This window comes from Ruegeria sp. BC3, assembly GCF_056539265.1.
On record NZ_JBQFUP010000001.1, the window covers coordinates 646715 to 670350 of the forward strand.

Below are 23636 nucleotides of genomic sequence, written 5' to 3' on the forward strand. Positions count from 1 at the left end.
CATAAAAGTTTGCTTCCCCGCCGCAATCCGCTAAACCGCGCAAAAGACTGAAAGCGAAGGACGCGCCAATGGACACCCCCGAGCAGCCGCAGATTTACCTGATCACGCCGCCGACCATCGAGTTGAGCACCTTCCCAAACCGTTTGGCCAGTGTGCTCGACAGTGCCGAGATCGCCTGCATCCGCCTGGCACTTGCAGGCAGCGATGAGGATACGATCGCGCGCGCAGCCGATGCCTGCCGCGAGGTCGCCCATGCCCGCGACGTGGCGCTGGTGATTTCGAACCATGTCCTGCTGGCGCAGCGGCTGGGACTGGACGGGGTACATCTGGACGACGCAGCCCGCTCGGTCCGCGCGGCACGTAAAGAACTCGGCGCAGACGCGATTGTCGGCAGCTTTTGCGGGTCTTCCAGCCATGACGGCATGACCGCTGGCGAAGCGGGCGCCGACTACGTGGCCTTTGGTCCGGTTGGGAACGCGACACTGGGTGACGGCACAACAGCAGAGAAAGACCTGTTCCAGTGGTGGTCAGAAATGATCGAAGTGCCGGTGGTGGCCGAAGGTGGCCTGACGCCTGACCTGATCCGCGACCTGGCCCCGCATACCGATTTCTTTGGCATTGGCGAAGAGATCTGGTCACAGGACGACCCCGCCGCAGCACTTAGGGCTCTTACCGACGCGATGTGAGCGTTGACCCTTGCACCTGCTCGGGGCCTGCGGCATGACGATCACATGACTCAGAACAGCGACATTCTTTGCATTGGCTCGGTCCTGTGGGACGTGATTGGCCGGTCTGCCAGCGCTATGCGGCAGGGTTCGGACGTGCCGGGACGGATCACCCGCCTGCCCGGCGGTGTGGCGATGAACATCGCCATGACCCTCGTGCGCTTTGGCATGACGCCCACACTGCTAACGGCTATTGGCCGTGATCCCGAAGGGGATGAGCTGATCAATTCCTGTGCCCGGCTGGGTATGGTGACTGATCACGTCTATCGCTCGCAGGATTTGCCGACAGACCGGTATATGGCGGTCGAAGGGGCCAACGGCCTGATCGCGGCTATTGCCGATGCCCATTCGCTTGAGGCCGCAGGGGCCAAAATCCTTCGCCCGCTGATGCATGGTCCGTTGGGCTTTGAAAACGCTCCGTTTGAGGGCCCAATCGCATTGGACGGCAACCTGACGCTGGCGCTGCTTGAGGAAATTGCCCAAAGCCCTGCCTTTGCCCGCGCCGATCTGCGCGTGGCCCCGGCCTCGCCCGGTAAGGCCGAGCGTCTGCTGCCCTTCCTGAAACATGCGCGCGCGACGCTCTATGTGAATCTCGAAGAAGCAGGCCTGTTGTGCCAACGAGAGTTCGCTGATTCCGAATCCGCAGCCAAGGGCTTGCTGGACCGTGGCGCGCTGCGCGTTCTGGTCACCGACGGAGGTAACTCGGCCACCGTAGCCAGCGCAGACGAGATCCTGACCCAGACACCCCCATCCGTATTGGTCACACGAGTGACCGGCGCGGGTGACACTTTCATGGCGGCTCATATCGCCTCAGAGGCTGGTGGAGCATCGAGCGAAGAGGCTCTGACCCGCGCTCTGAATGCCGCTGCAACATACGTATCCGGAGAAACCCCACTGTGATCGACATCCAATATTCCGCCGAGGTCCGCGCCGCCAAAGACGCAGGCCAACCCATCGTCGCGCTGGAAAGCACCATCATCACGCACGGGATGCCCTACCCTCAGAACATCGAAGTGGCGGCGCAGGTCGAACAAGACATCCGCGATGCGGGCGCGGTTCCGGCCACAATGGCGGTGATCAAGGGCAAGCTGCATGTGGGTCTGGAAGCCGACGAGCTGAAAGCGCTGGGTCAGACGCAGAGTGTTGCCAAGCTGTCCCGCGCGGACATGGCCGCCTGCATGGCCACAGGCGGCACCGGCGCAACCACAGTCGCCGCAACGATGATCGCCGCGCATTATGCGGGGATCGAGGTGTTTGCCACCGGCGGTATCGGCGGTGTACATCAGGGTGCCGAGACGACATTCGACATCTCTGCCGACCTGCACGAACTGGCGCAATCCCCTGTCACAGTCGTAGCTGCTGGGGCTAAGGCGATCCTGGATCTTGCCAAAACGCTCGAGGTTCTTGAAACGCTCGGCGTTCCGGTTATTGCCTACGGGCAGGACGAATTCCCGGCCTTCTGGTCGGCGAAATCCCCTTACGCCGCGCCCTTGCGCATGGACAATGCTGAGGACATCGCCACGGCACATGCGACCCGCCGCGCACTGGGTCTGCCCGGCGGTCAGCTGGTCGCCAATCCAATCCCTGCCGAGGATCAAATCCCGGCTGAGGAACTGGCCCCGATCATCGCCTCAGCGCAGTCCGATGCCGACGCCCATCGTATCACCGGCAAGGGTGTCACGCCTTATCTGCTACAGCGGATTTACGAACAGACCGAGGGGCGTTCGCTGACTGCGAACATCGCCCTCGTGCGCAACAACGCCCGGCTCGCGGCTGGCATTGCGCGCGCGCTGGCAGACCGGAACGATTGACATAAAGCTATTGTACCAAGGCACCGGACTGCTTAACTAATTCGGCACAAAGCCGCTCAGGACTGCAATGAACACACCATTTGACGAAGAACCGCATCGCCGACCGGGCCTGTTGGCTCGCCTGCGCGCGTCGTTCCTGACCGGCATCGTCGTCATTGCGCCTGTATGGCTTACGATTTGGCTGATCTGGTCGGTTGTCGGCTGGATCGACAGTGCGGTGTTGCCGCTGATTCCGCAAAGGTTCCAGCCGCAAGAATATGTAGGCATCAACCTGCGGGGCGTCGGGGTTGTCATTTTCCTGGCCTTCACTGTCGTTGTCGGCTGGATCGCCAAGGGCATCCTCGGGCGCTCACTGATCCATTTTGCCGAAAGTCTTGTGAACCGGATGCCGGTCGTCCGCTCGATCTATTCCGGCATCAAGCAGATTTCCGAGACGGTGTTCGCCCAGACCGAGCGGTCGTTCGAAAAGGCCTGTCTGATCCAGTACCCGCGCCGTGGCATCTGGGCGATTGGCTTTGTCTCGACCACCGCCAAGGGCGAAGTGGCCGACCGCGCCGAGACCGGCGGCGATCTTCTGAGCGTTTTCGTTCCGACAACGCCCAACCCGACGTCTGGCTTTTTGCTGTTTTTCCCAGCCGAAGACGTGATCCTGCTGGATATGTCCATCGAGGACGCGGCTAAGCTCGTGATTTCTGCGGGCCTTGTCTATCCCAACGAAAAAGACCCAACGCAACCGCCCGAGTGATCAGCTGAACATCTCTGGCAGGTCGACCGAGCTGCGCTCACCCAGATCATCCTTGTGATCAGCCAGAAACCGATCCGCAGCAACGCGGCCCGCGTCTTTCAGCTTGTGCAGGATCACAGGGTTCGGAACCGTTTTGGTCGCGACGGACAGGTCGTTCATCAGCTCGTCATCCGCGATCATATGAACAAGAACCCGGCTCATCTCGCCCGCTTTCAGCTTGCCGTCCGCCAACAGACGCTGCACAAAATTAATCGCCCGCAACTCACGCAGCAGCGAAGAGTTAAAGCTGATCTCATTGATCCGGTTCTGAATCTGCTGCGGTGTTTTTGGCACTTCGTCGCGTTCAAGCGGGTTGATGTTCACGATCACCACATCGTCGGGCAAACCATCGTTAAACAGCGGATAAAGCGCCGGATTCCCGGTGTATCCGCCATCCCAATAAGCCTCGGTCCGGCCTGATTTGGGATCAAAGATCTCAACCGCCTTGAACAGGGTCGGCAGGCAGGCAGAGGCCAGGATCGCGTCGGTTGAAACTTCGTCCCCGGTAAAGACGCGGATCTTGCCGCTGCGGACACAGGTTGCACAGACAAAGAGCTGTGGCTCCTGATCTGCACAAACCTCATCAAAGTTGAACGTGTCGACCACCTGCTGCAACGGGTTGCGATAGAACGGGCCGTAGGCGTAAGGCGAGACCAGTCGCGACACGGTATCGCCAACCGAGAACGGTAGGGAATACTCCATCGCCTGAGAGATCTGTGCGGGTTCGACTGCCTGCATCCAGTTGGCAAGGCGCATATCGCCCACCGCACCCATCTGCGCCCACAACCCGTTCAGGCTGGCCCGCGCGCCTTCGCGCCCATTGTGAACCATACCGGATTTGAACGCGGCCCCGTTCAACGCCCCGGCCGAGGTTCCGGTGATAGCCGCAACCTCGATATCGTCCTCGTCCAAAAGCCGGTCCAGGACACCCCAGGTAAACGCACCATGCGCGCCGCCGCCCTGCAATGCCAGATTGATCCGTTTCACAACACCGCCTCCTTTTTCAGAGTGCAGTCCAACCGCCATCAACCGATATCGTGGTCCCGGTGATCTGCGCCGCAGCGTCCGAGCACAGGAAGACTGTGGTGCCACCCATCTGTTCGACCGTCGCGAATTCTTTGGACGGCTGCCGTTCAAGCATGACGTTCTTGATCACGTCCTCACGGCTCATGTTGTATTCCTTCATGGTGTTCGGAATTTGCGCCTCGACCAGTGGCGTCAGCACGTAGCCTGGGCAGATCGCATTGCACGTGATCGGCTCTTGCGCCGTTTCCAGCGCGACCGATTTGGTCATTCCAACCACACCATGCTTGGCGGCGATGTAAGCCGATTTAAAGGGCGACGCCGTCAATCCATGGGCCGAGGCAATGTTGACGATCCGCCCCCAACCGGCTTCGCGCATCATCGGCAAAGCCGCTGCCATCGTGTGAAAGGCCGAGTTCATGTTGATCGCAATAATCGCGTCCCATTTGTCGACCGGGAATTGATCAACGGGCGCAACATGCTGAATGCCTGCGTTGTTCACCAGAATGTCACAAGCCCCCGCCTGCTCGATCAGGGCGCGACATTCGTCACCCTTGGACATGTCCGCCTTGATGTAGCGCGCATTGGTGCCCGTCTCTTGCGAGATTTCGGCGGCCAGCGCATGGTCTTCGTCACGGTCGGTGAAGGAATTCAGAACCACATTGGCCCCGGCCTTGGCCAGCTCGCGCGCGACGCCCAATCCGATTCCTGAATTCGATCCGGTGATGATGGCTGTTTTTCCCGAAAGGCTCATGGCCGAACTCCCTGAAGGTACACTTTGGACACACAGTGCCATGCTGCACCTGCAAAGAAAACGGGGAAACATTCTGCCCGCGCAACTGATCGGAAAAAGCGCGAAAAAAACGCCCGCGCGAAGCGGGCGTTAAGTTATTGAGGCAGGTTTCATACAGGCAAGAAACCTATCGAGCAGTGCATCCTTTATAAGCAATTCCGCGCCTTCGTCCAAGCTAAAAGTTTGATAACAAGAAAAATCATCGCTACGGTGAATCCCAACAAAATAAGGCCAGAGCAGGATTGTTTCCAAAATGAGCCCCAATTTCCTCCGCCCCGTTCGCCCCCTTGTCGCGGGAATCACCGCCCTTTTGAGCGCTTCGATCGCGCATGCAGATTCGGCCCATGGCATAGCTATGTACGGTGACCCCGCCCTACCACCGGATTTTGTGTCCCTGCCCTACGCAAATCCGGATGCGCCAAAAGGCGGGAAAGTCGTGTTTGGAAACACCGGCGGCTATAACAGTTTGAACCCCTTCGTGCAAAAAGGCAGCTCGCCCTGGCAGTTACGGTTCTGGACCCACGAGAGCCTTATGGGCCGCTCCTGGGACGAACCTTTCACACTTTACGGGTTGTTAGCCGAATCAGTTGAGACGGCTCCCGATCGCTCTTGGGTCGAATTTACCCTGCGCGAAAACGCCGAGTTTTCCGATGGCACGCCGGTCACCGTGGATGATGTGATCTGGTCATATGAGACATTGGGCACCGAAGGACACCTGCGGTATCGCGGGTTGTGGGGCAAGATCGACAGCATCGAACAGACCGGTCCGCGTTCGGTTCGGATTACCTTCAATGAACCCGATCGTGAACTTGCCCTGATCGCCGGTCTGCGTCCGATCCTGCAAAAGGCCCAGTGGGAAGGCAAAGACTTTGCCGATGCCGGGCTGCATGACATTCCGGTCGGAACCGGACCGTATGTCGTCGACGGTTATGAGGCCGGGCGGTACGTCACCCTGAAACGGAACCCCGATTATTGGGGCGCTGAAATCCCATTCCGCAAAGGCACCATGAACCTGGATGAGATGCGGATCGAATTCTATGGCGACGGCACTGTTCTGTTCGAGGCGTTCAAAGCCGGAGAACTGACAGCCGTGCGTGAGTTCAACGCCGACAAATGGGCCACGCAGTACAACTTTCCCGCCGTGCAGCGGGGTGACGTCGTCAAGACCGAGATCCCCCATGGCAAGCCCTCAGGGATGACCGGCTTTGTGATGAACACCCGCAAGGCTCCGTTTGACGACTGGCGCGTGCGCGAGGCGCTGTCGCTGGCGTTCAACTTCGAATTCATCAACGACACGATCACGGGCGGTGCGCAGCCGCGGATCACCTCTTACTTCTCGGGCTCTGATCTGGCCATGCAACCCGGCCCGGCCACCGGACGTGTAGAAGAGCTGTTGTTGACCTTCCAGGACGACCTGCCACCGGGCGCGGTGGAGGGCTACACCCTGCCCGAAAGCGATGGATCGGCGCGTAACCGAAAGAACATCCGCGCTGCAACCAACCTTCTGGCCGAAGCAGGCTGGACCATTCAGGACGGCGTGCTGCGTAACGCCAACGGTGACGCCTTCACCCTGACCGTCCTGCTGCAGCAGGGTGATACAGAAAGCGAAACGGCCATCGAGATTTATTCGCGTGCACTGGAGCGTCTGGGCATTCAAGTGACCACCGAACAGGTCGACAGCGCCCAGTTTACCGCGCGCACGTCCGAGCTGGACTTCGACATGACCTTCTTCCGCCGCGCGCTGTCACTGTCACCCGGCAATGAGCAACGCCTCTATTGGGGCAGCGAGAATGCGGACACGCCGGGAACCCGGAACCTGATGGGGGTCGCCTCGCCCGCTGTGGACGGTTTGATTGACGCCATGCTGGCCTCGGAAAGCCACGAAGATTTCGTCTCGGCCACGCGGGCGCTTGATCGCGTACTGACCGCCGGGCGCTATGTCATTCCGATCTGGAACTTTGATGTCGGCCGGATCGCCCATGCCAAAGAACTCAAGCAGCCCGAGACTCTGCCGATCTATGGCGATGGCCCTGAATACATGCCACAGGTCTGGTGGTACGAGGATTGACCCGCCCCGCGAAGATCGGCGGAAATCAGCACAAGGCGCAGGCTCGCCACATTTGGTGAGCCCCACCCACCCCTCTCGCAAGATGTTGTTACGTACCCTAAAGTGGGTACTTAGCAAAAAAACTCACACAAAAAGCTTTACGGAACCGGTTCCGCCGGTATAGCCTCGCCCAATAGTTACGCGATTGTTGCGAATTGATTATATCTTTAGAATTCGAGACATAACTCTTCGCCCGATCCGTAGCACATTGAATTTACGGACCGGCCTCCACTCACTCAAAAACTAGGTCCGTCTGCCCGTTGCGGGTTGGCTGCAACGGGCATTTTCACCTCCTACATCCATCCTCAGAAGGTGCGACATTTTGTCATGCCCGATCACCCCGTATGCATTCGTACCCTGAACCCCAGGCCGAGCAGTTGTGTAACCGATTAACCGGAAAGATCGCTGATGTTGAAATGGACCGATCTGACGCAAGACTGGGATGCAATGTATGCACGCGCCAAGCGACGTTTTCCGAACCTGAACGACCAGGACATGGTACGTTTCAGCAACGACCGTAAACGTTTCGAGGCATATCTGGCCGAATGTCACCAACTGACCGTGAACGAAGCCCACGAAGAGCTTGAGGACTTTCTGTTCACAGAAGGTTTGAACCGCGAATTCAGCCGCTCGTTAAGTAAGTGATGTCACCCACAGGATCATTGCGTCTTCATCGCTGACCGAGATGACGTTGTGCCCCATGCTGCCGTCGTAATAGGCGCTGTCGCCACGGCGCATTTCGACGGGTTCATAGAACTCGGTATAAAGACGCACTACACCCGTCAGCACATACAGGAATTCCTCGCCATCATGGCGGACCCAGCCGTCGAATTCGTCCATCGACCGCGCACGGACGCGCGCACGATAGGGCAGCATCTGCTTTTTGGTCAGCGTATCGGCCAACAGCTCATGTTCATAAGTCGTGGTGGGATGCGCAGACCCTTCGCCCATCCGTGTCACGGCCATCCGTCCAATCACCTGTTCGCGCTGCGGCGGAGTGAACAACTGCGGGACCGAGATTTCCAGACCGGTCGCCAGCTTTTTCAGAGCGTCGTACGTGGGCGACATCTGCCCGTTCTCGATCTTGCTGAGCGTTGAACGTGCCAGACCGGCCTGGCTTGCCGCCTGCTCCAGCGTCCATTTCCGCGCTTTGCGCAACTCGCGTACACGCGCGCCGAGGTCCAGCGGCTCAACTTCCGTTTGTTCGCCCGTGTCGCGCGCGATGCGGATCAAAGATGTCTGGTCTTGGGTGCTCATGCGTCATTCTATAGGCATAGCCCGTCCCGCTTGCAACGTACCAGTGGTCGCGCTAGCCAGTTGTCATGCTTTCAATATTCGATCAGGGGCCACCGCCGCCCTGCCCGTCTCCATTCAACCTGGCCGCCCATGTGCTGCGCCATGCAGACAGGTTCTCTGACAAAACGGCCTTGTCCGTGTTGGGCCCTGACGGTGCGCAAAATTGGACGTATCACAACCTGAAACAGGCTATTCTTGGCACTGGGACAGGGTTGTTGCAGGCCGGTTTGGCACCGGGTGATATCGCGTTGATGCGTTTGGGGAACACGGTGGATTTCCCGATTGCATATCTGGGCGCGATTGCTGTTGGGATTGTACCCGTTCCAACCTCTTCGCAACTGACCGAACCTGAAACAGCGCGCATGATCGACGATCTGAAGCCGGCCGCGGTTCTGCGCGACCCGGCGGTCGCCTGCGCCGAGCACCCTGTTCAGATCAAGCTGGGCGATCTGGCCGCAATGCGCAATCTGCCCCCTGCTGCGTTTCAGATGGCTGACCCGGACCGAATGGGCTACGTGGTCTACACATCAGGCACATCCGGCAAACCAAGGGCCGTGGCCCACGCGCACCGCGCCATCTGGGCGCGTCAGATGATGGTGGATGGCTGGTACGGTTTGCGCGAAACGGATCGGTTGTGCCATGCGGGTGCGTTCAATTGGACTTATACGTTGGGAACTGGCTTGATGGACCCCTGGACCATCGGCGCGACCGCCTTGATCCCTGAACCCGGTACAGACTTGAACGACCTGCCAGCACTGTTGCGCAAGCATCAGGCAACCATATTCGCCGCGGCACCCGGTGTGTTCCGAAAAGCGTTGAGCTCTTCGAATGACCTCAACCTTCCAGACCTGCGCCACGGGTTGTGCGCAGGGGAAAAACTGCCGCGCCACCTGCATGAACGGTGGGTAGATGCGACCGGAACCGAGCTCTACGAGGCGTATGGAATGTCCGAATGCTCGACGTTCATTTCCTCTAGCCCGGCCCATCCGGCGCGGGGCGATGCCTTGGGGCAGCCGCAGCCCGGTCGTCGGGTGGCAATTCTGGGACCAGACGGCCCCGTTCCACAAGGACAGGAAGGCACGATTGCGGTTCATCGGTCGGACCCCGGCCTGATGCTCACCTACCTCAACGCCCCGGACGAGGCCGACGCGCGGATGCAGGGCGACTGGTTTTTGACCGGCGACCAAGGTGCGATGGCCATAGATGGGCAGATCACCTATCTGGGCCGCGACGACGACATGATGAACGCGGGCGGCTACCGGGTGTCGCCGGTCGAGGTCGAGGCCGCCCTGTCCCGCTATCCCGGCATCGCTCAGGTTGGGGCAGCGGCGGTTGAGGTCAAACCGGACACATTTGTGATAGCTGCCTTCTATACCGGGCCGGAAAAACTGGACGATGACGCTTTGCGCACTTATGTCGAAGCAAATTTGGCGCGTTATAAGCAACCGCGTGCCTTTATCCATCTGCCCGAACTGCCCGCTGGCGGGAACGGAAAACTTCTGCGCCGGGCGCTGCCGGCCTATTTCAAGGCGACCAACGAATGACCCAGACCGTCAAGCTTGATATCATGTCCGACCCGATCTGCCCCTGGTGCTATATCGGCAAAACCCATCTGGACAAGGCGTTGGCTGCCATTCCCGACCATCCGTTCGTCATCGAATGGCACCCGTTCCAGCTGAACCCGGATATGCCCGACGCCGGCATGGATCGCCGCGAGTACCTTGAGCGAAAGTTCGGCGGCAAGGAAGGCGCCGTGCGGGCCTATGCGCCGGTTGTCGAACATGCCGAGAACGCGGGTCTGAAGATCGACTTTGAAGGTATGAAGCGCACGCCAAACACGCTGGACGCACACCGCCTGATCCATTGGGCCGGGATCGAGGGTAAGCAGAACGCTGTCGTGGACGCTCTGTTCGATGCCTATTTCGTGCAGGCCCGCGACATTGGCGATCACGAGGTTCTGGCCGATATCGCCGACAACGCCGGAATGGACGCAGCCGTTGTTCTGAAACTGCTAAAATCCGACGCCGACCGCGAGGATATCAGCAACCGCGACAGCCATTCCCGGCAGATGGGCGTCAACTCGGTCCCAACTTTCATTGTGGCCAATCAACACGCGGTTCCTGGCGCACAACCCCCTGAAATGTGGGAAAAAGTGATTGCCGAGATCATGTCTCAACTTGAGGCTTCTCCTGCAAATTAGCACAGACCCCTGTGCAATTTGACACCTAGCGCCACCTGATCTGCCGTGATAGCGCGATCAGGTCAGGAGGGCGCTATGGCCAATCGCATGTCTCGCGGCGAGTTCATCGCACTAATCGCAATGATGTTTGCAACGATCGCATTTTCGATCGACGCCATGCTGCCAGCCCTACCGAACATCGGTGCGCAGCTCAGCCCGGATGACATCAACAAGGCGCAATTGATCCTTACGTCGTTTGTTCTGGGCATGGGCATCGGCACGTTTTTCACCGGTCCATTGTCTGACGCCTTCGGGCGCAAACCGGTTATCTACGTGGGTTCGGCCTTGTATATAATCTCGGCAGCTGCGGCATGGGCCAGCTCCTCGCTCGAGGTGTTGCTGATCGCCCGCATCTGTCAGGGGATCGGCTGCGCGGCCCCTCGGGTGGTGGCTATGGCGATTATCCGGGACCTCTATTCGGGCCGTGAGATGGCGCGGATCGTGTCGATTGCGATGATGATCTTCACGCTCGTTCCAGCCATTGCACCGATGATGGGCGCTGGCGTAATTGCACTGACCGGCTGGCGGGGTATCTTTGCCTCGTTCATCCTGTTCTCGCTGATCACGGTCGTCTGGATGGGCCTCCGCCTGCCCGAGCCATTGGCGGTCGAGAACCGTCGCCCGCTGCGCCTGCCCCTGATGATGGATGCCGCGCGCCAGATGTTTGCGCACCCGACCGTCCGTTTGTCGATCATGGTGCAGACCTTGTGCCTGGGTATGCTGTTCACCATGCTGACGATGGTGCAACCAGTCTATGACGTCATTCATGACAGCGCCGACAGCTTCCCGTTCTGGTTTGGCTTCGTAGCCCTGATGTCGGGCTCAGCCAGCCTTTTGAACGCGGCGTTTGTCGTCAGACTGGGCATGCGTCGGATCGTGACTTGGGCCCTTGGGGCGCAGGTGATCTTTACAACCGGAGTCATCCTGTTGAACGCGACGGATCTTTCGCCCACCCTGTCCTTTGCCGTATTCGTCAGTTGGCAGACGGCGGTGTTCTTCATGGCAGGCATGACCATGGGCAACCTGAATGCCATCGCGATGGAGCCGATGGGCCATATCGCCGGTATGGCGGCCTCAGTGATCGGGGCAATCTCGACCGTGTTCGCCGCCGCAATCGCGGCACCCATTGGTCAGCTGTTTGACGGCTCAGTCCTCCCACTGGCCATCGGCATCCTGACAATGAGCGCCCTGGGCTTTGGCCTGATGCTGCATATGGGCCGGATCGAAGACAGGCTGCCTGCCTGATCTGTGCAGACCGGATGAATCGCGTTAACCTCCCCTCTATAAAAGGGGGAATTTTCAATGAGCGATTATTACGATCTGGGTGCTTATTCCTGTCCGATCACCACGTCCTCGGCCGAGGCTCAGCTTTGGTTCGACCGGGGTTTGAACTGGACGTATGGCTACAACCATGAGGAGGCCGTGGTCTGTTTTCAGCGCGCATTGGAATTCGATCCTGATTGTGCGATGGCGCATTGGGGCGTGGCCTATGCGGCCGGGCCAAATTACAACCTGCCCTGGAACCTGCTGGACGACCGAGGGCAACGAAAGGCGCTGGCGCTGGCCTTTGACGCAGCGCAAATGGCTGTTGCCTCGGCTGACAAGTGCACTCCAGTTGAACGCGCGTTGATCGGCGCGCTGCCCGCGCGATACCCTCAGCGCGACCCTGTCGAAGACATGCACAGCTGGGACCACGATTTCGCCGACGCCATGCGCGCAGCGTTTGCGGATCAACCCGGACACCTCGACCTGCGCACGATTTATGTCGAGGCGCTGCTGAACCTGACCCCCTGGCAGATGTGGGATCTGAAGACGGGGCAGCCCGCCGAAGGGGCCGCCACACTGGAGGCGCAAAAGGCGCTGGAGGGTGCGATGGCAGACGATCCGGCCGCCATGTCCCACCCCGGTTTGCTGCATCTTTACGTGCACCTGATGGAGATGTCGCCGACCCCGGAAAAAGCACTGAAGGCTGGGGATGTCCTGCGCACTCTGGTCCCTGATGCAGGGCATCTCGTGCACATGCCCACCCATATCGATGTGCTGTGCGGGCATTATCAGAACGTCGTTCACTGGAACGAAAAGGCCACCGAGGCCGACCTGAAATACTATGAGCGTGAAGGTGCGTTCAACATTTACACCGGCTATCGCCAGCACGATTATCACTTCGCCATCTACGGCGCGCTGTTTCTAGGTCAGATGGAACCGGCATTGCGCGCCAACCAAGGCATCTGGGACACCACGCCCGAGGCGATGCTGCGCACCGAAAGTCCGCCGATGGCTGATTTCTTCGAAAGCTATATGTCGATGGGGCCTCATATCCTGATCCGGTTTGGCCGGTGGGAAGAGGCGAAAGCGCTTCCCTTGCCCGACGATCAGGATCTCTATCGCACGGTCACGGCAACCACCCATTATGCGCGTGCCATCGCATTTGCCGCAACGGGTCAGGTGACAGAGGCCGAGGCCGAAGAGCAGCTTTTTCTGGCCGCAAAGGATCGGGTGCCGGAAACTCGGTTGCTGCACAACAACCGGGTCGTCGACCTTTTGGAGATCGCCCGCGAAATGCTGCGAGGCGAAATCGAATACCGAAAAGGCAACTATGACACCGCCTATGATCATCTGCGCCGCTCTGTCGAGTTGGACGACACGCTGCCCTATGATGAACCCTGGGGTTGGATGCAACCGACCCGCCATGCGCTTGGGGCGTTGCTGTTCGAACAGGGACACGTGGCTGAGGCCGAAGAGGTGTACCGCGAGGATCTGGGGCTGGGCGGCACCCTCAGCCGCGCCTCGATCCACCCAGACAACGTCTGGAGCCTCAAGGGCCTGCACGATTGCCTGAAGGCGCGTGGGGAAACCGTTGAAATCCGCCAGATCAAACAGCGCCTGGACCTGGCACTGGCCCGCGCAGATCGGGCCGTTGGGGCCTCATGCTTCTGCGCGCAAGCTGCGATGAAGGCAGCAGAATGATCCGCGTCTTGCTTTGCCTGATGCTATGCGGTCCTGCTCTGGCCGACCGGCAAACGTTTCCGCCCGTCGATGAGGCCGACCGCGATCCATCCCTTGTTGCCTTTCGCGACAAACTGCTGGCGGATGTAACCGCGCGGGATACCGACACCGTGATCGCCTCAGCCTGCCCCGACATCTATCTGAGCCACGGCGGCGACGGCGGCCCGGAAGAGCTGCGCGAATACCTCGCCACAGGCGACGCCTATTGGCGCAGCTTGGAAACAACCTTGTCCCAGCCGGGTTATTTCGATGATGAGGGTGAGTTCTGGATGCCCCATCAGTGGCAGATCACCCTGCCCGCCACGCTGGACCCGGCTATGACCTATTTCGTTAGCGGCGACGACGTAACCCTCAGACAGGCTGCCCAGTCCGATGCCCCGGCGCTGGGCCTGATCAGCCATGAGATCGTCATCATAACCGCCTATCAGGATGCCGCCGACTATCAACCGGTGATGCTGACTGACGGGACGCGCGGATTCATGCACAGGGATTTCCTGTGGCCAATGACGGGCCACCGCGCCGCATTCGTGAAATCGGATGCGGGCGAATGGCAGCTATGCACCTTTGTAAGCGGAGACTAGGCTTTCGCCTTTTTCTTCTTCTCGGCCATGACTTTCTCGGCCAGATCGCGGGCGATGGCGAAGGCGCCTTTGATCTTGTCGGCGTCCTTTTTCCAGTCGCGTCGGACCACAATCTTGTTGTCCTTGACCTTGGCCAGCCCGCGCTGATTCTGGATGAACTCGACCAATCCTTGTGGCGAGGCGAATTTGTCATTGTGGAACTGGATCGTTGCGCCCTTCGGTCCCCCATCCAGCTTGGCAATGCCCGCGCGCTTGCACATCGCCTTGATACGCACGACCAGCATCAGAGTGTTGACCTCTTTCGGCAGCGTGCCGAAACGGTCGATCAACTCTGCAGCAAAACCCTCCAGCTCGACCTTTGTCGAGAGCGAGGACAAACGGCGGTAAAGGCCCAGACGCACGTCCAGATCGGGCACGTAGTCCTCGGGGATCAGGACCGGTACGCCCAGATTGATCTGCGGTGCCCATTGGTCATCGGCATCCGACAGCCCTTCCATCTCACCGGCTTTGATCTTGGCAATCGCCTCTTCCAGCATCGACTGGTAGAGTTCATAGCCCACGTCGCGCATCTGGCCCGACTGCTCTTCGCCCAGCAGGTTGCCCGCGCCGCGAATATCCAGATCCTGCGAGGCCAGCGTGAAACCAGCGCCCAGCGTATCCAGCGAGCCCAGAACCCGCAGGCGTTTCTCGGCCGTGGCGGTCAATTTCTGGCGCGGTTTTGTGGTCAGATAGGCATAGGCGCGGGTCTTAGACCGCCCGACGCGGCCCCGGATTTGATAGAGCTGCGCAAGGCCGAACATATCGGCCCGGTGCACGACCATCGTGTTCGCGGTCGGGATATCCAGCCCGCTTTCGACAATCGTCGTGGCCAGCAGCACATCGTACTTGCCGTCGTAGAAAGCATTCATCCGGTCGTCGAGCTCGCCCGCTGCCATCTGCCCGTGGGCCACGACATAGGTCAGCTCTGGCAGTTGTTCTTTCAGGAATTCCTCGATCTCGGGCAGATCCGAGATACGCGGCACCACATAGAAACTCTGCCCGCCGCGATAGTGTTCGCGCAGCAGCGCCTCGCGGATGGTAACCGCATCGAATTCGCTGACATAGGTGCGGATCGCCAGTCGGTCGATGGGCGGAGTGCCGATGATCGACAGATCACGCACCCCGGTCAGCGACAATTGCAACGTCCGCGGGATCGGCGTCGCAGTCAGGGTCAGCACGTGGATATCACTGCGCAACTGTTTCAGACGCTCTTTATGGCCGACGCCGAAATGCTGTTCCTCATCGATGATCAACAGGCCGAGATTGTTGAACCGAATACCCTTGGCCAGCAGCGCGTGCGTGCCGATCACGATATCCACCGTGCCGCGCGCCAACCCGTCTCGGGTTTGTTGCGCTTCTTTTGCGGACACGAAACGCGATAGCTGCCGAACCTCAAGAGGGAATCCACGGAACCGTTCTTTGAACGAAGCCGCGTGTTGGCGCGCCAACAGAGTGGTCGGCGCGATCACGGCGACCTGCACGCCCGACATGGCCGCGACAAAAGCCGCGCGCATGGCAACCTCGGTCTTGCCAAAACCGACATCGCCGCAGATCAGGCGATCCATCGGCGCGCCAGAGTGCATGTCCTCCATCACCTCAGAGATCGCACGCAACTGGTCATCGGTTTCCTGATACGGAAAGCGCGCGCTGAACTCGTCCCACGCATGCGGTGGCGGGTCCATGACGGGTGCCTTTCGCAAGGCGCGTTCGGCGGCGATGCGGATCAGCTTATCCGCCATCTCGCGGATACGCTCTTTCAGCTTGGCCTTCTTGGCCTGCCACGCGCCACCACCCAGACGGTCAAGCAACCCTTCGTCATGGCCGTATTTCGACAAGAGCTCGATGTTTTCGACCGGCAGGTACAGCTTTGACTGTTCGGCATATTCCAGCAGCAGGCATTCATGCGCCGCTCCGGCGGCCGTTACAACCTCCATCCCCATGTAACGCCCGATCCCGTGGTCGACATGCACCACCAGATCACCGGGACTAAGCGATTGGGTTTCGGTCAGGAAGTTCTCGGCCTTGCGGCGCTTTTTGGGCTGGCGGATCAGGCGGTCGCCCAGCACGTCCTGCTCGGCAATGACTGTCAGACCGGGCGTTTCAAAGCCGTGCTCAAGCGCCCAAACGGCCAGATGGAGACCACGTTTTCCGATCCGGGTGCCGTCGGTTACGCGGATAGCTTCGGCCAGACCTTCATCCTCGATCAATCCGGTCAGGCGTTCGCGCGCGCCCTCTGAGTATGATGCGATCAGCACCGGCCCCTTGGCCATCTTGTCGGTGATATGGCTTGCCAGTGCGCCGAACAGGCTGATGCTTTCCTGTTGCCGCTCCGGTGCAAAGTTGCGTCCAATACGCCCGCCCGCGTCAATCACGCCGGGGCCACTGGCCTGTGGCAACGGGCTGAACTGCATCACGCGCCGGTCGCCGACCGCCTTTTCCCAGGCGGCATCGTCCAGATACAGCAAACCGGGTGGCGTCGGTTTGTAGACCGTGTCCATGCGCGAGCGATTTTCAAGCGCCAGCCGACGCGTTTCGTATTGATCGGCGATCGTATCCCAGCGCGCCAATCGCGCCGGCGTGACCTGATCATCGACGGTGATCGTCGCCTCGGGCAGATAGTCGAACAGGGTCTCTAGATTTTCGTGGAAAAACGGAAGCCAGTGTTCGATGCCCTGATGCTTGCGACCCGCACTGACCGCTTCGTAGAGCGGGTCGTCAGTGCCGGCCGCGCCGAACTCGATACGATAGTTCTGGCGGAACCGGGTGATGGCGGCGTCGTCCAGAATGACCTCGGATACCGGGGCCAGTTCCACGACGTCCAGCTTTTCGGTAGTGCGCTGTGAAACAGGATCGAACCGGCGTGCGCCGTCCAGAACATCGCCGAACAGGTCCAGCCGCACTGGGCCGGATTCGCCCGGCGGGAAGATGTCGATGATGCCGCCGCGAATGGCGTAGTCGCCTGGCTCCATCACTGTAGGGCTTTGGGTGAAGCCCATACGCACCAGAAAGTTCCGCAGCGCCGTTTCATCGACACGCTGGTTCACACGGGCTGTGAAGGCAGCCTCGCGCAGGACGTCGCGTGCGGGCACGCGCTGTGTCGCGGCATTCAGCGTTGTGAGCATAACAAACCGGTCAGGCATTTGGTGCACCAGCGCCGCCAGCGTCGCCACGCGCGCGGCCGCGATATCGGCATTGGGCGACACGCGGTCATAGGGCAGACAGTCCCAGCCGGGGAACACAAAGACAGGCATGTCCGGCGCAAAAAACGCCAGAGCCGCCCGCATCGCCTCCATCCGCTTGTCGTCGCGCGCGACGTGACAGACCGGACCGCCGGACCGGGCGATCTCGTTCAACACAAGCTGTGCATCAAACCCTTCGGGAGCGCCGCCAACCGTCACATGGTTCGGAGCTGTCATCGCCTTGCCTTTCCGATTGTCCTTATCCCAGAACGCCGATCGTCAGGTTCTGGTACATACCCCACAGGGAGGTAATCACAATTGAGATCATGCCAATAATCTGCGTGTAAATTCTGCACCGTGTCAGGATTTTTGCCACAGGTTCAAGCGCCGGCTCAATGCGGTTCAGCTTACGTGCCGCGCGGATGTTGATCAGCGTCACCAGTGTGAGAGGGAATACCAACAAAAACACGGCCTGTGCAAACTCCACCTCATAATAAAACCCCAGCATCGCCAGCCCGGTGAAGAAAAAACAGCTTAGCGCCATAAGAACCAAACCGGACTCGTCGACGATGTATAGAACACGGTTCCTGTTGATCCGCACGATGTCCAGCAGATCCCGTTCGGATTGACCGCCAGTTCGACGCGCCCGCACAACTAGGTCATAAGGCACACCCATCGCCCAATGGCTGGCCGACGACCACAATACTGCCAGTCCGATCCAGTACCACAGATTCGAAAAGCTTCGCATGTCAATGAGTTCGAAAATCGAAGAGTGCAGATCCACGCGTCAGCCCTTTGTTCACTGTCTTTGGGGCCTTCTTCGAACAAGCGCGTCCATTGTACCCTTGAGACCACTGGGAATTCATGCCACCCAATGCACGAATATTCAAGGAGAGCGCGCCATGAAACCGACCATCGCCCCCTACCCTCTGACCCGTTTTCGTCGGGCGCGCCAATCTGAAGCCATCCGTGGACTGGTTCGGGAAAACACGCTGACCACCGACGATCTGATCTGGCCGGTGTTTGTAAGGGACGGCGAAGGGATAGAAGAGCCCGTCCCTTCGATGCCCGGCGTTGTACGCCGCTCGGTCGATCTGATCGCAAAGGCCGCCGTTGAGGCGCAGGCGCTGGGGATTCCGGCGATATGCATCTTTCCCTACACAGATCCGTCCCTGAAAACCGAAGATTGTGCCGAAGCGTGGAACCCGGACAATCTGTCGAACCGGGCCATTCGCGCAGTCAAGGAAGCCGCCCCGGAAATCGCCGTGATGACCGACGTCGCGCTGGACCCTTACAACATCAACGGCCATGACGGGTACGTGGTCGATGGCGAGATTGTGAACGACCAGACGGTCGACGCGCTGGTCAAAATGACACTTGCGCAGGCCGATGCCGGGGCCGACATCATTGGTCCGTCCGACATGATGGATGGCCGCATTGGCGCGATGCGCCGCGCGCTTGAGGCTACGGGCCATCACAACGTGATGATCCTAAGCTATGCCGCGAAATACGCCAGCGCCTTTTACGGTCCATTCCGCGATGCCGTCGGCGCATCCGGCGCTCTGACCGGCGACAAGAAAACCTATCAGATGGACCCCGCCAATTCGAACGAGGCCCTGCGCCTGATCGAACGCGACCTGACCGAAGGCGCGGACATGGTGATGATCAAACCTGGCATGCCCTATCTGGACATTTGCCGCCGTGTAAAAGACGCATTTGGCGCGCCTACTTATGCGTATCAGGTGTCCGGCGAGTACGCGATGGTACAGGCTGCGGCCCATAACGGTTGGATCGATGGCGAGAAGGTAATGCTAGAGAGCCTTCTGGCATTCAAACGCGCAGGCTGCGACGGTATCCTGACCTACTTTGCGCCTCAGGTCGCGCGCATCCTGCAAGGCTAAAACCCCGGACAGTCGCAATTTTTCGCCGATCGCCAAGGTGAGCGGCCCAGCTTTCCCGTGACACACGGACGCAATCGGCGTATTCTTGCACATAAGATCGGGATCACCCGACACATCAGGCAGTTATAATACAGAGAAAAAACATGAGCAGTTCCAACTCCCCCCGACTGAACCGTCGTGGCTTTGCGCTTGGCATGGCCGGACTGACGGTCACAGCAGCCTGCGGCAACGGCGTGGGCAATTCGAACGCGGCCCAAATCGACGCCCGTGTGAACGTCACCCTGAACGAGATGTTCACCAAGTATCCAAACACGGTCGAGATCGCCAACAAGTCCACTGGCATGCTGGTCATGCCCCTGATCACCGAGGCCGGCTTCATCTTTGGCGGCGGCTTTGGCCAGGGTGCGCTGCGGATCAATGGTGCGACGGTCGACTACTACTCGGCCGTCAAGGGCAGCGCTGGCCTGCAGATCGGCGCACAGCAATACGCGCATGTGTTGTTCTTCATGACCGAGGACGCGCTGAACGATTTCCGCCGTTCCAGCGGTTGGACCGCGGGCGCTGACATCGGCTATGTGGTCGATGCAACCGGCAGCACCCTTTCGACGACAACCACCACTCTGCGCACCCCGGTGATCGCGGCCATCTTTGGTCAGGCCGGTCTGTTGTTCGGTGCGACGCTAGAAGGCACCAAATACACGCGCATCATTCCCTAATTTCGAATACCACACCCCCTCAAGCGCACCCCGCCGCGTCGTCAATGACGCGGCGGGGTTTTTCATCTCTGCAGCTTAACTCAACGTTCGCGGGCCGTTCCTCTTTCGGTCGGTAGGCCCTTCCAGTAGGGTTCAGCCAATGATTTCGTACGGGAATGTGGGGCGTTCATGGGTCTTGTTTTTCGCTGGCTGGTTCGGATTGCAACGGGTCTGGTCCTGTTGGCGGTTGCGGCCGTGGTTCTTGTCTACTTTCTCGCCAGCCAATCCCTGCCGGATTACGACCAGACCGTAGAAGTCAACGGGCTGAGCGCCCCGGTCGAAATCGTGCGCGACACGGCCAATGTTCCCCATATCTTGGCTGAAAACGACCCCGACGTGTTCTTTGGTTTGGGCTATGCGCACGCACAGGACCGGTTGTGGCAGATGACCGTGATGCGCCGCACTGCGCAGGGTCGCCTGTCCGAGGTTTTTGGCGCGCGCACGGTCGAAATCGACAAGCTTTTGCGGCGGTTTGATCTTTATGGCTTGGCGCACCGTTCGGTCCAGGTTCAGGACGATTACACCAAGGCGGCGCTGCGGGCATATGCTGCGGGCGTCAATGCGCGATTGGATGAGATCAACGAAAACGCGCTGGGTCGTGGCGCGCCCGAGATGTTCCTGTTCAACGCACCCGTTTCGCCGTGGCAGCCGGGTGACAGCATCGCGGTGATCAAACTGATGAGCCTTCAGCTGTCCGGCCATCTGAAGGATGAAGTGCTGCGCGCACGGACTTCGCTGATACTGAACGACCCGCAACGGCTATCCGATATTCTGCCGGACGTGCCCGGCGCGGGCATCGCGGCGTTGCCCGAATATGCGGCCCTGTTCCCCGGCCTGCCGCGCTATGCCGAGGGCACTCCGATGCCCGACACGCCCTTGTCCCCATTCCCCAAACGCGGATTGGCCGGGGCATCCAACGCATGGTCCGCCGCGCCTTCGCGCTCGGCGATCGGAGGCACATTGCTTGCCAACGACCCGCATCTGGGCCTCACTGCGCCCGGTGTCTGGTATCTTGCCCGGCTCGAACTGGCCAAAGGCGGCGTTATCGGCGCGACCATTCCCGGTATTCCCGCGATCATGACCGGACGCAGTGATCGTCTGGGCTGGGGCCTGACCTCGTCCTATCTGGACGATCAAGACATACATATCGAGAAGCTGAACCCTGAAAACCCCGAAGAATATCTAACGCCGGATGGCTACAAACGGTTCCGCACCCGCCCCTCGATTATCGAAATCAAAGACCAGGCGCCGATCACTCTGACCCTGCGCTGGACAGAAAACGGACCGGTTCTGCCCGGCACTCACTATGATCTCGAGACGATCACGCCGCCGGGCCACGTCGCATCCCTGTCCTGGACGGCTCTCAGCCCGCGCGACACGTCGATGACCGCGTCAATGGGTTTGATGAATTCGGATAGCGTACGCGAAGCGATTGATGCAGCCGAGCTGTTCATCGCGCCCTCGCAAAACCTGTCGCTGGTCGACAAAGACACTATTGGCATGAAGCTGATCGGGGCGATGCCGAAACGTGATATTCGCAACCAAAGCCGCGGCCGCATCCCGACACCCGGCTGGCTGGCCGAAAACCTGTGGCAGGGCCGCCTGCCCTACGCGGACAACCCGGAATTCGTGGCCCCAGCGGGCGGGATACTCGGCAACACCAACAACAAGATCATCGACCGTCCCTTCCCAAACCATGTCTCATACGAATGGGGCGACACACAGCGCGTTCACCGCTGGGAACGCCTGATGCAATCGCGCGAGGTTCACACCCGCGACAGCTTTATCGAAGCGCAACTGGACACCGTCAGCTTTACCGCCCGTTCGCTGCTGCCTTTGATTGGTGCCGATCTGTGGTTCACCGGAGCCTCGGCCCCCGAAGGCACCCCTGAACGACAGCGGCAGGTCGCCCTGTCGCTGCTGGCCGAGTGGAATGGTGAAATGAACGAGCACCTGCCCGAGCCGCTGATCTATGCCGCATGGCTGCGAGCGCTGCAGATCCGGCTGATCTCGGACGAGCTCGGGCCGCTGGCCGCCGAGTATAAGCATGTCGAACCCTTATTCATCGAACGGGTTTACCGCGATATCGACGGGGCCTCGGTCTGGTGCGACGTGCGCCAAAGCGCTCCGGTGGAAACCTGCACGGACATGGCCCGGCTTGCGTTGGACGATGCGCTGATCTGGATCACCGAGAAATATGGCGACGCACTGGAATCCCTGCGCTGGGGTGATGCGCATCAGGCCACTCATGACCACCCGGTTTTGGGATCGGTTCCGGTGCTGCGCTTCTTCGTCAATATCCGCCAGTCCACCAGCGGCGGCGACAACACGCTGCTGCGTGGCCGCACCTCGGGCGAAGGCCCCGACCCCTTCCAGAATGTCCATGGCGCAGGCTATCGCGGGGTCTACGACTTTGCCGACCCCAACAGCTCGGTCTTTATCACCGCGACCGGTCAGTCCGGTCATTTCCTGTCGCGATACTATGATGATCAGGCGCAGCTGTGGCGAAGGGGCGAGTATATCCCGATGTCGCTGGACCTTGATCTGGCCCGCGCCGCCGCGGTCGGCGTGACCAACCTGATCCCGCGCTGATTTCGACGCTTCGGCAAGACCTTGCCCCTTTTTTCCTGGGTCGTGGACGCGCACCGGTGTTTTCGCCTACGATCTGAGAGGCGACCATTTCGAGCCGGGGGGTACAGATGGCCAGTATTCGGGATATGATGAACAATCTCGCCCGCGACTACGCAATCGCCTGGAGTTCGGGCGACCCAGACTCTGTCGCCAGTTTCTATGCCCCGGACGGTCAGATCATCATCAACCGGGGCGAACCCATTGTCGGCCGCGCCGCTGTCGCGGAGATGGCGCGCGGGTTCTATGCCGATTTCCCGGACCTCGAGGTGCGCTGCGACATGCTGAGATGGGCCGGTACCCACGCTATCTTTGTCTGGACCCTGGAGGGCCACCACGCGCAAACCGGCAATCATGTCGTCACACGTGGCTGGGAAGAATGGGAGTTGACGGCGGACAACAAGGTGCAATCGTCGCTCGGCTGGTTCGATGCCGAGGACTATCAGCGTCAGATTGACGGCAAGTAACCTATTCGCGCGTGATCTCGTAGTCTCGCGGTATACCCTCGGTCACCTTGAACCACTCGGAAGCTTTTGTCCGCGCCTGATGCGCGTCAAAGGCGGCCTGGTCTTCGAAGACCTCACTGACGTTGAAACGACCCGATACTTCCCCGTCTTCCACGACATCAAAGGCAATGCAGCCAGGCTCGGCCCGCGTCAGCGCGATATGATCCGACAAGGCTGCGCGTACCTGCGCGATACGGTCCGCAGGTACAGAAATATAGCCTCTTAAGAATACCTTGGCTTCTGGCATCGTGAACTCCTGTGCC

General features: G+C 59.9%; 21 protein-coding genes. 15 read left to right on the forward strand and 6 right to left on the reverse strand.

Annotated features, from left to right (window positions below):
• Positions 1–68 precede the first annotated feature (68 nt).
• The 4 genes from ACR0MV_RS03170 (at position 69) to ACR0MV_RS03185 (ending at position 3281) form a co-directional block, all read left to right on the forward strand.
• Complete coding sequence (locus ACR0MV_RS03170; protein WP_480700946.1) at positions 69–686, forward strand: thiamine phosphate synthase; 618 nt, start codon at positions 69–71, stop codon at positions 684–686.
• Between the two features lie 45 nt (positions 687–731).
• Complete coding sequence (locus ACR0MV_RS03175) at positions 732–1625, forward strand: PfkB family carbohydrate kinase (protein WP_480700947.1); 894 nt, start codon at positions 732–734, stop codon at positions 1623–1625.
• The gene (locus tag ACR0MV_RS03180) at positions 1622–2536 is read left to right on the forward strand and encodes a pseudouridine-5'-phosphate glycosidase (RefSeq protein ID WP_480700948.1); all 915 of its coding nucleotides are present in this window, start codon (positions 1622–1624) and stop codon (positions 2534–2536) included. Before ACR0MV_RS03175 ends, ACR0MV_RS03180 begins: the two co-directional genes overlap by 4 nt.
• Positions 2537–2603: 67 nt before the next feature.
• A complete protein-coding gene (locus ACR0MV_RS03185; RefSeq protein WP_170463447.1) occupies positions 2604–3281 on the forward strand; it encodes a DUF502 domain-containing protein in 678 nt (225 codons plus the stop codon).
• Here the strand turns inward: ACR0MV_RS03185 and ACR0MV_RS03190 are convergent, their stop codons facing one another.
• Together ACR0MV_RS03190 and ACR0MV_RS03195 are read right to left on the reverse strand one after the other, a co-directional pair.
• The gene (locus ACR0MV_RS03190) at positions 3282–4346 is read right to left on the reverse strand and encodes a patatin-like phospholipase family protein (RefSeq protein ID WP_480700949.1); all 1065 of its coding nucleotides are present in this window, start codon (positions 4344–4346) and stop codon (positions 3282–3284) included.
• Entirely contained in the window at positions 4324–5097 is a 774-nt protein-coding gene (locus tag ACR0MV_RS03195) for a 3-hydroxybutyrate dehydrogenase (RefSeq protein ID WP_480700950.1), read from the reverse strand. The genes ACR0MV_RS03190 and ACR0MV_RS03195 overlap by 23 nt, the downstream gene beginning before the upstream one ends.
• A 292-nt stretch (positions 5098–5389) precedes the next feature.
• Here ACR0MV_RS03195 and ACR0MV_RS03200 point away from each other — a divergent pair, with 292 nt between their 5' ends.
• Together ACR0MV_RS03200 and ACR0MV_RS03205 are read left to right on the forward strand one after the other, a co-directional pair.
• The gene (locus ACR0MV_RS03200; protein ID WP_480700951.1) at positions 5390–7204 is read left to right on the forward strand and encodes an extracellular solute-binding protein; all 1815 of its coding nucleotides are present in this window, start codon (positions 5390–5392) and stop codon (positions 7202–7204) included.
• 447 nt (positions 7205–7651) lie between these two features.
• On the forward strand, positions 7652–7888 hold the full coding sequence (locus ACR0MV_RS03205) for a hypothetical protein (RefSeq protein ID WP_480700952.1): 237 nt from the start codon (positions 7652–7654) through the stop codon (positions 7886–7888).
• Here the strand turns inward: ACR0MV_RS03205 and ACR0MV_RS03210 are convergent.
• Positions 7877–8500 carry a helix-turn-helix domain-containing protein gene (locus ACR0MV_RS03210; protein ID WP_170424471.1) on the reverse strand — a complete coding sequence of 208 codons (624 nt, stop codon included), beginning with the start codon at positions 8498–8500 and terminating at the stop codon, positions 7877–7879. The two genes, ACR0MV_RS03205 and ACR0MV_RS03210, sit on opposite strands and share 12 nt — an antisense overlap.
• A 65-nt stretch (positions 8501–8565) precedes the next feature.
• On the opposite strand from ACR0MV_RS03210, the gene ACR0MV_RS03215 reads away from it, so the two are divergent.
• The 5 genes from ACR0MV_RS03215 (at position 8566) to ACR0MV_RS03235 (ending at position 14365) form a co-directional block, all read left to right on the forward strand.
• Positions 8566–10083: a class I adenylate-forming enzyme family protein gene (locus tag ACR0MV_RS03215; protein ID WP_480700953.1), complete on the forward strand. Its 1518-nt coding sequence runs from the start codon at positions 8566–8568 to the stop codon at positions 10081–10083.
• The gene (locus ACR0MV_RS03220) at positions 10080–10739 is read left to right on the forward strand and encodes a DsbA family oxidoreductase (RefSeq protein WP_480700954.1); all 660 of its coding nucleotides are present in this window, start codon (positions 10080–10082) and stop codon (positions 10737–10739) included. The genes ACR0MV_RS03215 and ACR0MV_RS03220 overlap by 4 nt, the downstream gene beginning before the upstream one ends.
• A gap of 75 nt (positions 10740–10814) precedes the next feature.
• Positions 10815–12023 (forward strand): multidrug effflux MFS transporter, encoded by a 1209-nt coding sequence (locus ACR0MV_RS03225; RefSeq protein WP_480700955.1) that lies wholly within the window; start codon positions 10815–10817, stop codon positions 12021–12023.
• A gap of 57 nt (positions 12024–12080) precedes the next feature.
• Complete coding sequence (locus ACR0MV_RS03230) at positions 12081–13745, forward strand: tetratricopeptide repeat protein (RefSeq protein ID WP_480700956.1); 1665 nt, start codon at positions 12081–12083, stop codon at positions 13743–13745.
• A complete protein-coding gene (locus tag ACR0MV_RS03235; protein ID WP_480700957.1) occupies positions 13742–14365 on the forward strand; it encodes an SH3 domain-containing protein in 624 nt (207 codons plus the stop codon). Before ACR0MV_RS03230 ends, ACR0MV_RS03235 begins: the two co-directional genes overlap by 4 nt.
• On the opposite strand, the gene mfd is transcribed toward ACR0MV_RS03235, so the two are convergent.
• Complete coding sequence (gene mfd / locus ACR0MV_RS03240; RefSeq protein WP_480700958.1) at positions 14362–17820, reverse strand: transcription-repair coupling factor; 3459 nt, start codon at positions 17818–17820, stop codon at positions 14362–14364. The two genes, ACR0MV_RS03235 and mfd, sit on opposite strands and share 4 nt — an antisense overlap.
• Before the next feature lie 22 nt (positions 17821–17842).
• On the reverse strand, positions 17843–18367 hold the full coding sequence (locus tag ACR0MV_RS03245) for a thioredoxin domain-containing protein (RefSeq protein WP_480700959.1): 525 nt from the start codon (positions 18365–18367) through the stop codon (positions 17843–17845).
• Between the two features lie 118 nt (positions 18368–18485).
• On the opposite strand from ACR0MV_RS03245, the gene hemB reads away from it, so the two are divergent.
• The 4 genes from hemB to ACR0MV_RS03265 all read left to right on the forward strand — a co-directional run bounded on the left by hemB (position 18486) and on the right by ACR0MV_RS03265 (position 23334).
• Entirely contained in the window at positions 18486–19484 is a 999-nt protein-coding gene (hemB, locus tag ACR0MV_RS03250) for a porphobilinogen synthase (protein WP_480700960.1), read from the forward strand.
• A 143-nt stretch (positions 19485–19627) separates the two neighbouring features.
• Entirely contained in the window at positions 19628–20200 is a 573-nt protein-coding gene (locus tag ACR0MV_RS03255; protein ID WP_170424452.1) for a lipid-binding SYLF domain-containing protein, read from the forward strand.
• A gap of 168 nt (positions 20201–20368) precedes the next feature.
• Positions 20369–22831, forward strand: a complete 2463-nt coding sequence (locus tag ACR0MV_RS03260) for a penicillin acylase family protein (RefSeq protein WP_480700961.1) — start codon at positions 20369–20371, stop codon at positions 22829–22831.
• 107 nt (positions 22832–22938) lie between these two features.
• Positions 22939–23334, forward strand: a complete 396-nt coding sequence (locus ACR0MV_RS03265) for an ester cyclase (protein WP_480700962.1) — start codon at positions 22939–22941, stop codon at positions 23332–23334.
• 1 nt (position 23335) lies between these two features.
• On the opposite strand, the gene ACR0MV_RS03270 is transcribed toward ACR0MV_RS03265, so the two are convergent.
• Complete coding sequence (locus tag ACR0MV_RS03270) at positions 23336–23620, reverse strand: putative quinol monooxygenase (protein ID WP_480700963.1); 285 nt, start codon at positions 23618–23620, stop codon at positions 23336–23338.
• Between the last annotated feature and the right edge of the window lie 16 nt (positions 23621–23636).

Coding starts and splice junctions, on each gene's coding strand:
- ACR0MV_RS03195 (WP_480700950.1), bottom strand. CDS start 5,097: ATGAGCCTTTCGGGAAAAACAGCCATCATCACCGGATCGAATTCAGGA.
- ACR0MV_RS03225 (WP_480700955.1), top strand. CDS start 10,815: ATGGCCAATCGCATGTCTCGCGGCGAGTTCATCGCACTAATCGCAATG.
- ACR0MV_RS03220 (WP_480700954.1), top strand. CDS start 10,080: ATGACCCAGACCGTCAAGCTTGATATCATGTCCGACCCGATCTGCCCC.
- ACR0MV_RS03200 (WP_480700951.1), top strand. CDS start 5,390: ATGAGCCCCAATTTCCTCCGCCCCGTTCGCCCCCTTGTCGCGGGAATC.
- ACR0MV_RS03260 (WP_480700961.1), top strand. CDS start 20,369: ATGGGTCTTGTTTTTCGCTGGCTGGTTCGGATTGCAACGGGTCTGGTC.
- ACR0MV_RS03230 (WP_480700956.1), top strand. CDS start 12,081: ATGAGCGATTATTACGATCTGGGTGCTTATTCCTGTCCGATCACCACG.
- ACR0MV_RS03270 (WP_480700963.1), bottom strand. CDS start 23,620: ATGCCAGAAGCCAAGGTATTCTTAAGAGGCTATATTTCTGTACCTGCG.
- ACR0MV_RS03205 (WP_480700952.1), top strand. CDS start 7,652: ATGTTGAAATGGACCGATCTGACGCAAGACTGGGATGCAATGTATGCA.
- ACR0MV_RS03235 (WP_480700957.1), top strand. CDS start 13,742: ATGATCCGCGTCTTGCTTTGCCTGATGCTATGCGGTCCTGCTCTGGCC.
- ACR0MV_RS03185 (WP_170463447.1), top strand. CDS start 2,604: ATGAACACACCATTTGACGAAGAACCGCATCGCCGACCGGGCCTGTTG.
- ACR0MV_RS03175 (WP_480700947.1), top strand. CDS start 732: ATGACTCAGAACAGCGACATTCTTTGCATTGGCTCGGTCCTGTGGGAC.
- ACR0MV_RS03255 (WP_170424452.1), top strand. CDS start 19,628: ATGAGCAGTTCCAACTCCCCCCGACTGAACCGTCGTGGCTTTGCGCTT.
- ACR0MV_RS03210 (WP_170424471.1), bottom strand. CDS start 8,500: ATGAGCACCCAAGACCAGACATCTTTGATCCGCATCGCGCGCGACACG.
- ACR0MV_RS03215 (WP_480700953.1), top strand. CDS start 8,566: ATGCTTTCAATATTCGATCAGGGGCCACCGCCGCCCTGCCCGTCTCCA.
- hemB (WP_480700960.1), top strand. CDS start 18,486: ATGAAACCGACCATCGCCCCCTACCCTCTGACCCGTTTTCGTCGGGCG.
- ACR0MV_RS03190 (WP_480700949.1), bottom strand. CDS start 4,346: ATGGCGGTTGGACTGCACTCTGAAAAAGGAGGCGGTGTTGTGAAACGG.
- ACR0MV_RS03170 (WP_480700946.1), top strand. CDS start 69: ATGGACACCCCCGAGCAGCCGCAGATTTACCTGATCACGCCGCCGACC.
- mfd (WP_480700958.1), bottom strand. CDS start 17,820: ATGACAGCTCCGAACCATGTGACGGTTGGCGGCGCTCCCGAAGGGTTT.
- ACR0MV_RS03265 (WP_480700962.1), top strand. CDS start 22,939: ATGGCCAGTATTCGGGATATGATGAACAATCTCGCCCGCGACTACGCA.